The organism is Chitinivorax sp. B (assembly GCF_005503445.1).
Classification (GTDB): Bacteria; Pseudomonadota; Gammaproteobacteria; order Burkholderiales; family SCOH01; genus Chitinivorax.
Genome location: NZ_SCOH01000039.1, coordinates 1 through 15442, shown reverse-complemented (window position 1 = coordinate 15442; position 15442 = coordinate 1). Strand labels below are relative to the sequence as shown.

The window sequence follows — 15442 nt, the reverse complement described above, 5'->3', positions numbered from 1 at the left end:
CGGTGGTCATGCTCTGTATGCGACACCAGAGCTCGTCAGCAACCCATCAGTAGTTAAGGCGGTGGGATCGCACCAACCGCATTCAAACGTTCTCTCAGTGCTTTTTTCTGTGCTTGTTGTTGGGTCTGCAATTCACGAATGGACTGGTTATAGTCATCACGTTTTTCCGCCGGTGCAACTTGACGGGCTTGTTTCAATTGCCAGATGCGGTCTTCGGTGCGCTCAATCCGGGTCATCATACGCATTGCCGTATCGTCTCGGCTTCGGTAGGCATATTCCTGCAGGCTCTCGTTTTCCAGCAGGCTATTCAAGCCACCACCCACCTGCTGAGTCGCCTTTCCGGTCACGTACCAGAATACCGCCATCCCCGATATGCTGATCACGATACCAGTCAACATGATGATCACACGTTTTCGCATCGTATCCGATGGTGAACCACTCATCTTCAGCTCCACACCTTCGTATGCCGGCAGCTCGCGGGTGGGTTTGGTCGGCCGGATGCTTTGCTCCATTTGCGATGCGGTCCCGGACTTCAGACTCGCATCGTAAATACCGCGACGAACCGGATCAGCCAGAATGGCATAGGCCTTGTCGAGCGCCTCCAGCTTTTCCGTCTGATCCAGACCGGTGGGTAGTTCCTGGTACGCATGACGTACTGCCCTGATAGCTGGTTTCCAGTTCCACAGCGGATGCGGTGGGCGTGGTGCCCAGCATGGCATACAGACTTTTCCCCATGTCCGTCCTTTCTCTTTGTCAGGCATTCCGGTGCATTGGCACCGGAATCACACCTTGTCGTAGATCAGCGTTTTACGTTATCTGGTATTTCATGGGCACCCACATCCTTCCCCGCCGTTCTACGTGTATTGCCAAAGAAATCCTGCCCAGCCGCATCCCATTCAGGAAACGAATACCGCGACGCGTATCGTGCAGGCGAATCATTGCTCAAAGTATAGCCTTTGGGCTCTGAATGACCTGGCATGGCCAGCAGCGGGTCGTAGCTTGCATCCCCTTGCGGCAGGGCAAGCGGTTGATCCGGACAGGTTTCTGCCTTGCATGGTGTCGTACGGAACCAGGCGTTGCTTGAATAGGTAATGGCAGACTGGGCTCCTGCTTCGATTCTTCTCAACGGCGCATGGCTGTGTTGAACAAAAAGGTTAGCGTTGAGATGAATATTCTGATGTGGAACGTAGGGCGGCACGACATCCTGCGGCCGTAGTTCAGAGATACCGATTACTGCATTGATCCAGCTGCCATGGACAGTATTGTTGAAAATACGCACATTCTGCAAACCGCTGGCATGGTAATGTTGCCCAGCAGGTGTACCGGGTTGCCCCCAATAATGGTTGATACCAGCTCGACCACCGCGGACGATATTGTTGGCAATAACCAGGTCCTTAAGCGGGCGGAAATTTTTCGATTCAGCCGGGTTATCCGGTTGCGATTCGTTTGCCATCCCAATGCCGATGGCAGGCGCATTGAACCGATGAAATGGCTCACCCAGTACGCCATCGGTATAACCTGCAAAGTTGCGCAGCACCCGAATATTGGTCGCATTATTCAGGTAAAGATTGACCCCAAAATTATCCCGAACGTCGTTTGCCTCCACCCGGCCGTTGACAGCGGTATTGATGGCAATGCCCTCCCCCCAGTTTTGGTGGACAGTGTTGCGCTCCACCACGAACCGGTCCACATAACTGACCACCATAGCGCTGGGCCAACCAGACGGACAACCCGCCGGGCGATTGGCTGGGCTGTTGAATGTCACAGCGTGGCGAATGACGTTATCTGCGATGGTAATGCCTGTCGAGGCTGGCATATCTGGATTTCGTGGATCGGTGATGGGTTCGTATTGCACACGCCGGATCTGAATGCCCGGCCCGGTAATCTCGCTAACTTTATTGCTGACCAGATCAACCTTATGTGATTCGCGAAGCTTGATCCCTGCCGACAAGCTGGGCGAACAGTTCGTACCGCCCGGCACCACACTACCGATAGTGTTCACCGTATTGGCTTGCAGCAAGCCGCTGTTGATGTGCTCAACCACCACACCATCACCATTTGGTACGTCATGAACAATATTCCCGAAAAGTGTCAGCTCGTTGACAAAATTGACATAGATGCCTGTATTGGTACTGGAGACGTCATTATTGCGGATGACAATACCGTTGCTTGGTGCAGCCTGATTACCAAACACATAGAGGCCGTAGCCACTTTGATTGCTTGGCAACACCCGTGGGGCGTGCCGCAATACATTGTTTTCGACTGTGACGGCATGCGCGCCCCAGCCAATGTCGATTGGCGCCCGCTCGCCACCTGTGAGCTTCAGATTGGCTATCACGATGTCACGCTGCCCACCTATCCGCAGGCAAGACCGTGGTACCGTCACTGACTGACAAGTCACGTCGGATGGTTCCGTCCATTCGCGGTTACCGTCGCTATAAACGCGTGGTTGGCCACGAACCGTCAATTTGCTTCGATTGATCACACTCTCCTTGCCGAGATTGAATCGCCCCAGAATCGCGATGGTGTCACCTGCCCGCGCACAGCCCATGGCTGTGTCGAACTGGTTATAAGGGCTATCGATTGTTCCGCTACCTGACACCTTATTGGTGCCTACATAAATTACCGCCGACGTACCCGGCAACGGTGCACAAGTCGGCCCAGCAGCCCAGGCAGGCGAGATCATCAAGGCAGCCCCTACCGCTAAAACCATGGGGATCAAGGCACCAGGCTGTCCGCATGCAAGCTGATAAGGAGTATTGTGCTTCTCCATCTTATTGTTCCCTTTATTGTGTGAACGACATGACCCGCCAAAACGAGCTGATACAGCAGGCGTGATCTTTGACGTATTCCACCAGGAATACCAGTCAGCCGGACGTGGGATTGCCGGTTGATACGAATGGCGCAATATCGTGACACCTGCGGTGGAAAATCATCAGCAGCTTGAGTCGCGGTATATAGACGGATGTTGGTACGTGTGGCTTAGAGCGGCTAACAAAACCCTTCTGGTGTTGTTGTGCAAACTTGTCGTACTTTCTACTGCCTTCGTTTGCACGCCTAACCAGAACCACTTCGCTGGGTTTTGTTAGCCGCTCTTAATGATCAAGAGGCCATCAGGTTTTGGTAACAAGCGGTGCGGCTACCGCCTGACTGGCCAACAGTCTGGTCACCAAGATGGCGGACCCCACCACATAGCAGGTCCCAAGCAGGTACAACAGCCCATGAAAGACACCACCATAGCTACTGTGCTGATTTGGTACGGGAGGCTGTAACTGCCATAGCCAGTGATAGGCGATTCCATGGCAGACTGCGAACCAAAGCAAAGCAAGTAACCCCACTTTCAGGCCATCAATTGCTAGTTTCAGGCTACGACCAAGCAAAAAAGCAACCAAGCCACCCAGCCCCATTGCAGCCAACGGCACCAGCAATACCATCGCCAGTACGATCAGGCCAAGCATACTTGCCCACCATCCTGCCGACAGGTAACTTGCAGCCTGCCCCAAACCATCCACCCACCACGACCAGCCTGCAGCAATGACTGCAATTTGCACCAGTCCAACCAACAGCAACCGCCATATCATCTGTAACCAGATCATGATGTACTCCTGTAATGGGACTGATCCGGTCGAACAGCCAGCCTCCTAGGCCATTGTAATGCGGCGAAAAGCCATGGGGCTTTCGGTGTAAATACGTGACCAGGCCCGACGAAAATCCCGCGCTGAGCCAAAGCCAGTCAATTCGGCAACCTGCTCGATGGATTGTCGTGTTGTCTCAAGCAGGCAACGGGCATGCGCCAGACGAATGGACAGCTGATAATCATTCACCGTGACCCCACCATGCTCGCGGAACAAACGGGTCAGGCTGCGTGTGCTGACATGAGTCGCCGCTGCCAGCTCAGCCAGTTGCCAATGCTTGCGCGGTTCGCGACAAATCAAATCCTGTGCCCTATGCACGACCGGATGCAGGTGGTTACGATAAGACAGATATGGCGACAATTGCGGGTCCTGGCCACTTCGCCGCAGATACACCACCATCTCACGCGCAGTTTGTTGTGCAATCCCCGCACCGGCATGGCGTTCTATCAGATATAGCGCAAGATCAATGCCGGCGGTAATGCCCGCCGCGGTAGCAATCGGCCCATCCTCCACAAACACGCGGTCTTCCACCACTTTGGCCATTGGTGCGAGGGATTTCAGGCGATCAACCACGCTATGGTGGGTTGTACATTGCCGGCCATCCAACAAGCCGGCACGTGCCGCCAATTGGGCCGATGAACACACGGTGGCCAAACGATGTTGAGGCGTAAAGATCCGACGTAACCAATCCACTACCTGCTGCGCTTCAGGCTGTTGATAGTCGATCGCCGAGCAGGTGGTACCGGTCAACATGATCAGACTGTGTTCTGCCGGTATGTCAGCCGGCAGAGGCGTCAAACCATCGTGACGCAAACCAATGGAACAACACAGACTCGGCACTGGTGCCACACAATGTATGCGAAACGTAGCACCAAATTCATTGGCAATTCGGAACGCCTCCGCTGGCCCGGCAAAATCCAGCAAGGCAAAACGTGGGGTAAGCACAAAATACAGATCCAACGGATCCATTGCAGCTTCAGCAGTCTCGAACATAGGTTGCACACTCTTTGTCAGGCTGCATCTGGCCCCAATCTCAGCCAGGTCATCACTTTTGCGCCAAATACATTCAATACCAACCCACCCATCAATAACAGGCTACCAACCCATTGCTGTCCCACCAACTGCTCATCCAGCAGCAACGATGCTGACAGCAAGCCAATCCACGGAACCAACAAGCTGAAAGGTGCAACCGAATTCGCCGGATACCGCTTCAACAGCCCTGTCCACAAACCATATCCGACAATGGTGGCCGCATAGGCAAGATACAGCACGGCAAAGATGGATACACCGCTCAGATTCACCAATGCTGTTGTAACGCGCACCGGGCCTTCCAGCCATAACGATAATATGGCGAATGCCACCATCGGCAGGATAGAAGCCCAGATCACGAAGGCCAACATATCCACTGACTGTACACGTTGCGACATACGCCGTACCACCACATTGCTGAAGCCCCAACCCACCGCACCACAAATAGTCAGCAAAAAGCCCAACAACGCCATGGACTGGCCATGAGCGCTCCCGATCAACCATAAACCAACCGTTGCCACCGTCAAGCCGGCCAGCTGGGTTGCACGCCAGTGCTCACGCAACATGGCAGCGGCAAACAACAACGTAAAGAATGCTTGGCATTGCAATACCACTGACGCCAAACCGGCTGGCATGCCCACCTGAATGGCCGAAAACAGAAAGCCGAACTGAATCACCGCCCAGGTCATGCCATACAGCACAATATCTGACAGTGGCACCTGTGGGCGCTTCACGAAAAAGATGGCCGGAAACACCACCGCAAGAAAACGTAATGCACACAGCAGCAATGGTGGTACGCCTTGCAACCCCCACTTGATCACCACAAAGTTGAATCCCCAGATCACAACAATGATCAAGGCCAGGGCGATATCACGTAAGGGCATGGCAACTCCGGTCAAAACGGCAAGTAGTGGATAACCCGGCAAGGTCAGGTAACAATCTGTTTGGCATTGGCACAACCAGCCGGCTTGTAGACACGTTGCGTCGAGGCAGGATGACTTACCAATAAACTGGTAGGCCTGCGTGGACGTACAACCAGTTCCCCGCCACAGTTGGGGCACTGGCCACCCAGCATCGACTCAGCACAGGATACACAGAAAGTGCACTCGAACGTACAGATGCGTGCGTCGACCGAATCCGGCGGCAGATCGACGTTACAGCATTCACAACCAGGCCGCATATCCAGCATGATCCAAGATCCTTTTCAATCAAGCAGTTGAACTGCCATACCGACTTGAATCGGGCATGGCTGCCAGTTAAATCGATCAGACTGGTGCTGTCTGCCAGTCGGCAAGCACCTGCTCTACCGTTTTGACCGTGGCAAAGCGGTCCGCCAATACCAACTCAGTTTTCTCTTTGATTTCACGCGTACTGAACTCGCGACCATTCAAAGGATGAATCATCGGGAAGGTTCCTGTGGCTTCAGTCACAAAATCCACTTGATAACCTAGATCTGATGCAACTCGTGTCGTTGTTTCACAGCACTGCTCCGTACGCAGGCCTGACACAACCAGCCTGGTTATGCCACGGGCGGCCAGCCAGTCACTCAATTCAGTATCGGTGAATGAGTTGTGCACATGTTTTTCAAACGTGATGGCCTGGTTAGCAGGTAACCAGTCAAAACCTTTGACCAGGCCTGATGCCTTGGAAAACGGCCCAGTTTCGCCTTCTGAGTGAAAAATATGCACAATCGGTATTTGATGACTTGCAGCCCCATCAATCAGTTTGAGCAAATGATTGCGGAAGTCGGACATGCCGTCTTCACGATAATAGGGACGATGCAGGAAAGATTGTTGAACATCAATGACCAATAAGGCGGTTTGGGCGGACATGGCGCAAATTCCATCAGGGGTTGAGATGACGCCAGTTTAGGTATATCCCACCGCTTGCCCAATGCAGTTTCCGGACGACATACGGACAAATCCGGCCAACCGGCAAACATTCCTGATCAACCAATGATGCCGTCTCGGTATCACCAGTCGTTACAGAATATCCAGCGCGTACAACAACGCAATCACTACCGTATACAGCAACCCGATCAGAAAGATGACATCAGACGCCTTCTCCCAACGCAACGCCAACCGCCCGGATCGCATGGAAAAGAACGACAGCACAGCGCTGAAGAAATACAAGGTCGCATTGATCGCCACGGCCACATCCATGAAACCATCCCCGGCTCGCAGTTTCACCAACTTAACCAACACCAGCGTGACCAGACATAGCCCTGTCATCAACGATGCCGTCGGCAAAATATGCGCATAGGGACTGGCGTTACCACTCACGCCGGACATCGCGGAATCTTGTACTTGCACCTTCACCTCTGGTGCTACAAAGTCCTTTCGGAACATGCTTGAGGGAGGAGGAGTCGCCACGGCAGACCTCATAGTCGATATCAAATAGGAGCACAGTAAATCCAGCGTCCTGTTTTCACTATAGGCATGTCAACATGCCAAATCGCACGATAGCCATTTGTCGAAAATTATTACACCGCACAATTGTCAGGCACGCTGCCAATGTAGGTATTGATGCTTTCTACCAGGCTACAGCAACACACGCCCCTGGCACATATACACTAACCCAATCTTTCCCCAACGATAAACATCCTAGAGTCGATATATCTTACATATCAAATTAAAAATTGATTAATTTAGATATAACATCATGATTAATATAAAGTAAAAATTATGGCTTGATATATGCTTGCAAGCACATGGAGAAATCCCTGAACCCAACTCTACCTTGTTACTTGTATCAGGTCTGCTGGCTTTGGGTTGGCATTATTGCCATGTCTCTGCGGCAAAACAATCAGCATCGCATCGTCGCTGATTCAAGCCATTACCCAAGACGCCCATGTGTACCGGCGGGACACATGGGCTTTTTTTCCGTGGTATGGGTTGTTTGTATAGCGACGATCACGCACGGTCGGTACACCGAAGACAAACCCGTCGATGCCCACTCCTGGCCATCCTTTTACAAATCCGGTGCAAACAACATCAGTAGAAAGACGTACAAACCGGCACCACCATATACCCAGTACACGCTAAAGAAGCGTCCCTCTTGATACAGCCCTAGTTGCTGCGGTACTTGGTTGAGGCTACTACTACCGAATAACACGGGCGACAACGTCCGTGATATCCATCACGACAACCCCGCCAAACGACGTTTCTCATTGCGAGCAAAGTAAATCACGCAAACAAAAAACACGCAGGACAAGGCCAGCTCACCCCAGGCCAACATCTGCGACAGGCCCTTGTCAGACCAGCCACGCACAATGCCTTCGGTGAAATACAGCAGAATGAACATGCTGGACCACTGGTAGGTGTAAACCTTGCCACGCAGGATGCCAAACAACGGGAACAACAGAAAGATCACTTTCAGCACCAGCCACGAACCACCAGGCCGCAAGGGCGCGAGCCATAGTTCCCAAGCCAGGCATAGGAAGATCAGGGCGGTCAAACTACCGACTGCGCCCAAGTACAACATACGGGTCAGATTCATAAATTGAGCTTCAATGCGGTTTCGGCAAGGCGTTTGCCCAACGCCATGCATAGTTGTTTTTCGTGATCGGATATCGGCAGATCACCGGTTATGCCGGCAACATGGCTGGCACCATAAGGCGTACCACCGGTCTGAGTAATGCTGAGTGCCGCTTCGGTAAACGGTACGCCTAGCAAAATCATGCCGTGATGCAGCAGGGGCAGCATCATACTCAGTAAAGTGGTTTCATTTCCGCCGTGCATCGACCCAGTACTGGTGAAAACACAGGCTGGCTTGCCGACCAGCGTTCCTTTACTCCACTCACTGGCAGTGCCATCCCAAAAGTACTTCATTGGAGCGGCCATGTTACCAAAGCGGGTAGGACTTCCCATCGCAATGCCAATGCATTCGGCCAGATCGCTGGCTGCCACATACGGCGCACCACTATCAGGAATGGATGGGGCCGTTGCCTCGCAGACGGTAGATACCTTGGGCACCGTACGCAAGCGGGCACAGCAACCAGGAACACTTTCAATACCACGCGCAATCTGTTGCGCCAGTTGTTTGACCGAGCCATGATGGCTGTAATACAACACCAGAATATCGTGCATAGACATGGCCATGGTTTGGGATGCAGTATTATACGACACCGTTTCCCGTTTCCAGGTGCCCATGCTGCTCAACCTGATTACCCACGCCCGCAAAACCCCACTGCATGCGCCAGCCAGCTTTTTGCGCTTTGTATTGCAGCGTTTTCAACAGGATCAATGCCTGCAGGCGGCAGGCAGCCTGACATTTACCACGCTACTGGCACTGGTGCCGTTTTTGACCATCGTACTGATGATCTTTTCCGCTTTTCCGGTATTTGAAGACTTCAGCAACCAGTTCAAGGTATTTCTGCTGACCAATCTGGTACCCAATTCGGCCGGCAAAGTCATCTCAGTCTACATGCGGCAATTTTCTGACAATGCCACCAAGCTGACTGCTGTTGGCATCATCTCACTGGCTGTCACGGCGCTGATGATGATTCTGACCATTGAACGCGCCTTCAATGCAATCTGGCATGTCAGTACCGAACGCCCATTTTTTCGGCGCATTGTGCTGTATTGGGCTGCCCTGACGCTGGGCCCGATTCTGGTTGGGGCAAGTTTGAGCCTGACCTCATCAGTGCTGGCCCGCTCAGTAGACTATGCGCGGGAGCTGCCATTCGCAGAAATTGTGCTGTTGAACGGTTCGCAGTTATTGTTGGCAACATTGGCCTTTTCGATGATGTATTACGTCATCCCCAATTGCCAGGTACCACGCAAGCATGCGCTGAAAGCGGGGATTGCCGCGGCCCTGCTGTTTGAACTGGCCAAACGTGGCTTTGGCGTGTACATCAAAGGTATGGGTAGCTACAACCTGGTCTATGGCGCCTTCGCCAGCTTCCCGATCTTTTTGATGTGGCTGTATGTAATGTGGGCCATCATCCTGTTCGGTGCAGTGTTGTCTGCCTGTTTGTCCTACTGGGAAGCCCATGCCTGGCGACGTAAACCTGAAACTGGCCGTAGTTTTTTTGATGCGGTACGCATCTTGTTGTTGCTGTGTGAATCGCAACAACATGGCGATACCCCATCCGCTTGGCAGATGCAGAAAAAACTGCAGTGCGGTATGGATCATCTGGCTACGCTATTGCATCGGCTGACCCAAGCCAGGCTGATTGAGAAAACAGAGCAGGATGGCTGGTTGCTCAGACGCTCACCAAGCCAGATCACACTGGTCGAGCTGTACCATCTGTTTGTGATGTCACCTCTGAAACTGGATCGAATGCACCCGCAGGAGAGACAACTGGCGGACTATCTGGCCCGGTCGATTGAAACCATCGACCAACAATTGATGATTGATATTCAGTCATTGCACAAGCAACTGACTGTGCCAAAGTGAAGCAAAGTAATAATGGAAGTAAAAACCGCCGCCCCATTGGCCGGCGGTTTTTTATGACCTCGCTCCATCAGCAGGCTGTTGTTCCGGATCGATTCGGTTTTACCTTTCAGTCAACTACCGACTGCCTCCAGATGCACTCCCCATTCAGTCCTGAGTACCGATTGGGCCACCAGCTCCTTTGTTGGTGCGGCAGGCAACCCGGTAGACATCCAGTTCAAGCCGCTTTTTCAACCAGTCATAGCCGGCCGCATTGGCTTTGGCACAGAAGCCGCTGGTGCTGCCTGAATACTCTACCCCGAACACAGCCTTACCAGCCTTGATGAAGGCCTGATAACCATCACATTCGTCGTATTGAAAACATTGCTCATTCAAGGCCCAATCATAATAAGGCTCCAGTTCCTTGATCTGGTCGACATCATTCTTCAAACCGATCGACAAACCACGCTTGTGGGCTTCCTGAGCCAGCCAGCGGTTATAGGCCAGTTGGTCGGCCGCCTTGAGCGGAAAGCCGGTGGAATTGGTATAACCATCGATATTGTCCGGCTCGACACCGTCACATTGCTTGCTGGCTGCCAAGTCCAGGCGTTTGGTCATGACTGCTGCCAATTGATTGATCTGTCGAATATCCAGCCAACGCTCATCAGGCCAACCATCCAGCACTTCACCCAGTACTGTGGTCGGAAAGCGGTCGGCATCCGGACGGCCTTTTTCAAATGAACCCGCCGAGAAATAGCACACCACTTTGCGACCTTTGGCATGTAACGCGTCGATTGTGGCCTGTGGGGTTTCAAACAGGTCGATATCGAACATCTGCGCATCAACCGAAGTATCGATCACGCCACTGAGCTGCCATTGCCAAGAGTTACCCGGCTTGGGTTTCCACCAGCCATTAGTCGGTGGGGTTGTACCAGCAGGCTTCAGCTGCCACTGCTGGTTGGTCCGCCCTGTAGCATACCAGACCATGATCGGTGTACCGTCGGTCTGAAAGCTGCCCTTCACATCCAGCACTTGGCCTGTACTACGTTGACGTAACACAATGTGATCACCCCCGACTTTGACAGGGCACCACTGTTGGCTGGACGCACTACCGACGGCTTCAAAGGTGGCATCAGTACCCGTGCTGGCCAGTGCGAGATTGTTCTTCTTTGAAATCAGGCGGATAAACCCGGCTGACACTGTCTGAATTTGCCAGCTCTGATCATCACGATTGGCCACGGCCCATTGAACAGGTTTGGCGCCATGTGCTCCATCCAGTGCTTTGCCACTATGCCGGGCAATGAGCGAATAAAGCCCAGGCTTCACGCCGATCTCTGTACAGCTCGATAGCTCTGTCCCTGGCTTCCCACCACTTGACGGGATCGTGCTACCCGGCACTGTGCCATTGCCTGATGCCAGTGCATCAGCAGCGCGCTTCACCAATGACTGGTTACCGTTGGCATCGTCACTCAATTCCCAGAGCATCAGACCACCCAGCTTATTGGCCTTCACGTAATCCGCTTTATGAGTCAGTGATTCCAAGTCTTCATAGGCAACAAACTCGCTACTACGTGGCTGATACGCCCAGGGCTGTTTGGCGCTGTCATCCCAGTAACGGGTGAATTCACCACTGTCCAGCTTGGCCAGTATGTCCGTGTAACGGCGATAGCCGCGCTCCTCACCAGTCCCGGCGGGTGGTGTCGTACTGGCGCGTTGGAATACCCCATTATTACTGCGTTCCAGTGCCGTCCAACTACGACCGAACAATGGGACACCCAACACAATCTGATCCGGCGCAAAACCGGCTTTCAGCCAGATCTTGGCAGCGCCATCTACGGTCAACGCGGCCTTATTGGGCGAAGGGTCCGTGGCGGATGGATACAGTGCGGAATGGAAGTTGGTCATTGGCTCCCAGGCACCATGTAGGTCATAGACCATTACATTTACCCAGTCGAACAATGACTTCAGTTTGTCCGTTTCGAGATGCGCCACACGCCAGGCTGTGGGTGCCACGGCGGCCGTCAGCAACATGTGTTTCCGGTTGGGCTGACCTACACGGGTCAGTTCAGCCCGAAAAGATTCAACCAGCTTAGTGTAATTGCTACGATCTTGTGGGTGGTTTGTACCATCACTGACCACCGGATACTCCCAATCCAGATCTATCCCGTCAAAACCATAACGCGCAGCAAAATCAGCACATGAGCGGGCCAGTTGATACCGTGCAATCGGGTCATTGGCGACACGACTCCACTGCTTGGTGGCCTTGCCTCCACCAATCGACATGATGATTTTCAAATGCGGGGACGCCACTTTCAACTTACGAAACTGATTGAACAAGCCGTGGAAAGGGTCATTGTCTGTATCGCCAGGGTAGCGACGGAGAGTGTCCAAATGTGTATCCAGCGACTGGCAATCACCACGTTCACTGAATCCGACAAACGCATAGTTGAGGTGCGTCAAACTGGTGGCAGGTATTTGCTTGGGCTGAAAGTCACGGCTGTAGACCGAATCGATCGAGAAATATCCCACCATTCGCGGTGTCCCATTGGCCGCTGCTACGCTACTCAGGACGGACGCCAGGCACAGGGCAATCCATGGCTGGACAAGTCGCTTATTTGCCATTCACACCTCCTTGATCACGGTACTAATTTTTGGTCTCCGCATCGTAGTAGAGGTGATATGACAAAGGTATTAAATATAGATAAAAGGTCAATAGATCCAGATGAATGTTATTTACAGGTAAATCACTACGAGATATATAGCGAAACAATTTGAAAAATATTGAAATAATTAATCAATTTTATCTCTCACATCCTGAATCAATGACACCTACAGCTTACCTACATCACCAATGTCAAGTTGTTCATAAGATTTATATGAAATGCACCCACGGTGTAATCAATTGATAAAAATCACTACCTTTCGACTGGATTGATTGAATGAGCTTGTCTGATACTCATAAAAAAACCCCAGATAAACAGGCCGACTTGACCTCATTTACCTGGGGTGTTCAAAAGACACTCGTCGTCATCACCCGACGAGTGTCGACAGGCTCACCGTTTCATCAACGAATGCTACGTGCCGTCAGTACCCATGTTGCACCTTCATTACTGGTACCACGCGCCTGCTGAACAATCGGCGTGCCATCCTGTGCTGCGGCAATCCCCAGCGGGAAACCGCTGTAACGTGACACCAATTGATAGCCACCTGTGACCGCTGTTGGGCACCATTGCTGGTTGACGCCTTTGTGAAGCGTGAACAGGATCGATGCACCGCCTACCTTACCCTTGGTGCTGCCGTGCAGGTCCAGTGCCAAACCGCTGGCCTTGGACGTAATGATGTAGAAACCTTCATTGTTGCGCTGTAGCTTCCAACGCACGACATTGTCGTCATTCCAGACAATCATTGGCGACAAGGCTGCATCACCTGCCGGCACCATATTGCTGCCACTCAGCTTGTTCGCAATGGTGTACTCACGACTAACATCCAATTGAGTTTCGCACTTGCCAGGCGTTGGAGTTGGAGTTGGAGTCGGTGTGGGCGTTGGAGTTGGAGTCGGTGTGGGTGTTGGTGTCGGGGTCGGATTGGGATTGGGCGTGGTACTACCATCGCCATTCGGATCCAGCCATTGCTTCAGCTTCGGATAAATGCGATCCAGACGCGAATAATAATCCCGCTGATCCGATGAGGTACAACCAGACGGACCACCTTGTAAACCGCCCCGTAATTCGTAATAGCCTTTATCGCTGTAACTGAAAATACCCGAACCGGATGATCCACCTTCCGTCACCCCCTTGGTCCAGGCAATGGTGTGCATTGTGCTGGATTCGGTCTTGCGGCCGTCACTGACTTTTTTCACATCACCTTTGGGGTGGTGGATGGCGACCATGTTGGCACCATCAGCCAAGGCTGCAGCATTCCAACCAGAATAAGTCGCACCGGTGGGTGGGCTTTCCCGTAGCATCAGCAAGGCACCATCCCCCTGGCTTTCCGAGTACAGGTAGTCCGCGCCCCCCGTCAGCACTTTGCGTGGTCGCTGGCTGGAGCCACCGCAACTGGTCGCCTCATAAAACCAGTAGGTTTGCAGTGTCTCCGATACCGATTGTGAACTGATGCAATGGTGCGCGGTATAGAAGAAGGATTTGCGTGGTGCCGTCGCACTGTTCAACAAGGTACCAGTACAAATGTAACTGCCTTCATCCGTGGTAAACGCCATGTGCGCAACGGATTCCTTGGCCTCTGCCCAGCCCCGTGGCGGGTTGGTACGGCATGCCACATCCACGTTGCACGAGCCGGATGGCCCGAGCTTGAGTAGTTCACGGTTGCGTGCGGAATTCACTTCATAGGGCAACATATCCAAGTGCGACAGATTCCCCAATGTCACCAGGATATCTGCCGTATTCACCCCTGCCGGCGCAAACAGCTCAACCACCATGCGATCACCCGGTACAATGGGTGACCATTTGGGCTTGCCAGCAGCAAATGCACTGGCCAACTCCTCCACGACCCAGCCCGGTTCAGCCGCACCAGCAAAACGTACCTTCACGCCTGCTGGTGCCTTGATTGCCAACTGCAGACGCAATCCGGCTGCATCCACAGCCGACAGCTGGATCTGTGCCGCACGGCCACCTTCTGCTGGCGACCAACGTAGCGTACCGCCGGCAATACTACGTTGTGAAGTGCCGATATGCTGTGTGAAACCAATCTGTACTGGCTGACCGGGCTTACCACGAGCGGAATCGGCCGCAATAGCCGCCTCACGTAATTGGCGGGTATTCAATGCCGGCAGATTGATGGTCTGGCTGGCATCACCAAAATTCAGCGACAACTTGGGGACAGGCTTACTCAGCAACTCGTTTGAGCCGGTGGCAACGGCGGGCGGCATGGAATCCACCGCAAATGCGGCGTAGGGCACTGCAGCAAAAGCTGCGGCCAGCAACGACGAAATAATCGCTTGTTTCATGATCACTCTCTATATTCGTTTGAGATGGGGGCGTCATAGATCAATGTCAGCGCAATTCAGCGCACGACACCGATGACGGACGCACCGCCTACCTTGGAATACGCATGCAACAGAATGTAATGCTTGCCTGGCTTGGGATTCTTGATCAGCACATATTCGGCGTTGGTATCGCCGGTCGACTTCGCATCGCTGATACCATCCCGTCCCTTGGTCGGTGCGCTGCCATGTTTCACATACAAATCAACGTCACCGGTACCACTGCCAGTACGCAATGCCAGGAAGCGAGCACCATCGGGTACCTCAATGGTGTAGCGCTTTTCTTCATTGGCAGCCGCATTCAAACCGGTAATGGCAACCCCATTACGCAACACATCACCACCCGGTGTGGGTGTGGGTGTGGGTGTTGGAGTAGGAGTTGGCGTGGGTGTTGGGGTTGGGG

At 53.0% G+C, this 15442-nt stretch carries 14 protein-coding genes; 1 reads left to right on the top strand and 13 read right to left on the bottom strand.

Features of this window, described 5'->3' with window-relative positions:
* Positions 1–53: 53 nt before the first annotated feature.
* The 10 genes from FFS57_RS19495 to wrbA form a co-directional block, all read right to left on the bottom strand.
* Entirely contained in the window at positions 54–719 is a 666-nt protein-coding gene (locus FFS57_RS19495; protein WP_171014083.1) for a hypothetical protein, read from the bottom strand.
* Between the two features lie 80 nt (positions 720–799).
* Positions 800–2773 carry a right-handed parallel beta-helix repeat-containing protein gene (locus FFS57_RS19490; RefSeq protein ID WP_137939492.1) on the bottom strand — a complete coding sequence of 658 codons (1974 nt, stop codon included), beginning with the start codon at positions 2771–2773 and terminating at the stop codon, positions 800–802.
* Between the two features lie 340 nt (positions 2774–3113).
* A complete protein-coding gene (locus tag FFS57_RS19485) occupies positions 3114–3596 on the bottom strand; it encodes a hypothetical protein (protein ID WP_137939491.1) in 483 nt (160 codons plus the stop codon).
* Between the two features lie 45 nt (positions 3597–3641).
* Positions 3642–4628 (bottom strand): GlxA family transcriptional regulator, encoded by a 987-nt coding sequence (locus tag FFS57_RS19480; protein ID WP_249384077.1) that lies wholly within the window; start codon positions 4626–4628, stop codon positions 3642–3644.
* A 17-nt stretch (positions 4629–4645) separates the two neighbouring features.
* Positions 4646–5548, bottom strand: coding sequence for an EamA family transporter (locus tag FFS57_RS19475; RefSeq protein WP_137939490.1), 903 nt, complete (start codon positions 5546–5548; stop codon positions 4646–4648).
* A gap of 44 nt (positions 5549–5592) precedes the next feature.
* Positions 5593–5853 (bottom strand): DUF1272 domain-containing protein, encoded by a 261-nt coding sequence (locus FFS57_RS19470; RefSeq protein WP_137939489.1) that lies wholly within the window; start codon positions 5851–5853, stop codon positions 5593–5595.
* A gap of 76 nt (positions 5854–5929) precedes the next feature.
* The gene (locus FFS57_RS19465) at positions 5930–6496 is read right to left on the bottom strand and encodes an isochorismatase family protein (RefSeq protein WP_137939488.1); all 567 of its coding nucleotides are present in this window, start codon (positions 6494–6496) and stop codon (positions 5930–5932) included.
* Positions 6497–6646: 150 nt separating this feature from the next.
* Positions 6647–7036, bottom strand: coding sequence for a hypothetical protein (locus FFS57_RS19460; RefSeq protein ID WP_137939487.1), 390 nt, complete (start codon positions 7034–7036; stop codon positions 6647–6649).
* 766 nt (positions 7037–7802) lie between these two features.
* Positions 7803–8162, bottom strand: a complete 360-nt coding sequence (locus tag FFS57_RS19455; RefSeq protein WP_171014082.1) for a DUF2069 domain-containing protein — start codon at positions 8160–8162, stop codon at positions 7803–7805.
* Complete coding sequence (gene wrbA, locus FFS57_RS19450; protein ID WP_137939486.1) at positions 8159–8752, bottom strand: NAD(P)H:quinone oxidoreductase; 594 nt, start codon at positions 8750–8752, stop codon at positions 8159–8161. The genes FFS57_RS19455 and wrbA overlap by 4 nt, the downstream gene beginning before the upstream one ends.
* A 61-nt stretch (positions 8753–8813) precedes the next feature.
* On the opposite strand from wrbA, the gene FFS57_RS19445 reads away from it, so the two are divergent.
* The gene (locus FFS57_RS19445; protein WP_171014081.1) at positions 8814–10064 is read left to right on the top strand and encodes a YihY family inner membrane protein; all 1251 of its coding nucleotides are present in this window, start codon (positions 8814–8816) and stop codon (positions 10062–10064) included.
* Between the two features lie 144 nt (positions 10065–10208).
* Here the strand turns inward: FFS57_RS19445 and FFS57_RS19440 are convergent, their stop codons facing one another.
* From FFS57_RS19440 to FFS57_RS19430, 3 genes are all read right to left on the bottom strand, one after another.
* A complete protein-coding gene (locus FFS57_RS19440) occupies positions 10209–12662 on the bottom strand; it encodes an endo alpha-1,4 polygalactosaminidase (RefSeq protein WP_137939484.1) in 2454 nt (817 codons plus the stop codon).
* 442 nt (positions 12663–13104) lie between these two features.
* Positions 13105–15003, bottom strand: coding sequence for an RICIN domain-containing protein (locus tag FFS57_RS19435; protein ID WP_137939483.1), 1899 nt, complete (start codon positions 15001–15003; stop codon positions 13105–13107).
* Positions 15004–15059: 56 nt separating this feature from the next.
* Positions 15060–15442 (bottom strand): PPC domain-containing protein (locus tag FFS57_RS19430; RefSeq protein ID WP_171014080.1); only part of this gene is annotated, 383 nt, incomplete at its 5' end.

Coding starts and splice junctions, on each gene's coding strand:
- FFS57_RS19435 (WP_137939483.1), bottom strand. CDS start 15,003: ATGAAACAAGCGATTATTTCGTCGTTGCTGGCCGCAGCTTTTGCTGCA.
- FFS57_RS19440 (WP_137939484.1), bottom strand. CDS start 12,662: ATGGCAAATAAGCGACTTGTCCAGCCATGGATTGCCCTGTGCCTGGCG.
- FFS57_RS19475 (WP_137939490.1), bottom strand. CDS start 5,548: ATGCCCTTACGTGATATCGCCCTGGCCTTGATCATTGTTGTGATCTGG.
- FFS57_RS19455 (WP_171014082.1), bottom strand. CDS start 8,162: ATGAATCTGACCCGTATGTTGTACTTGGGCGCAGTCGGTAGTTTGACC.
- FFS57_RS19485 (WP_137939491.1), bottom strand. CDS start 3,596: ATGATCTGGTTACAGATGATATGGCGGTTGCTGTTGGTTGGACTGGTG.
- FFS57_RS19470 (WP_137939489.1), bottom strand. CDS start 5,853: ATGCTGGATATGCGGCCTGGTTGTGAATGCTGTAACGTCGATCTGCCG.
- FFS57_RS19490 (WP_137939492.1), bottom strand. CDS start 2,773: ATGGAGAAGCACAATACTCCTTATCAGCTTGCATGCGGACAGCCTGGT.
- FFS57_RS19465 (WP_137939488.1), bottom strand. CDS start 6,496: ATGTCCGCCCAAACCGCCTTATTGGTCATTGATGTTCAACAATCTTTC.
- FFS57_RS19480 (WP_249384077.1), bottom strand. CDS start 4,628: ATGTTCGAGACTGCTGAAGCTGCAATGGATCCGTTGGATCTGTATTTT.
- FFS57_RS19445 (WP_171014081.1), top strand. CDS start 8,814: ATGCTGCTCAACCTGATTACCCACGCCCGCAAAACCCCACTGCATGCG.
- wrbA (WP_137939486.1), bottom strand. CDS start 8,752: ATGCACGATATTCTGGTGTTGTATTACAGCCATCATGGCTCGGTCAAA.
- FFS57_RS19495 (WP_171014083.1), bottom strand. CDS start 719: ATGCCATGCTGGGCACCACGCCCACCGCATCCGCTGTGGAACTGGAAA.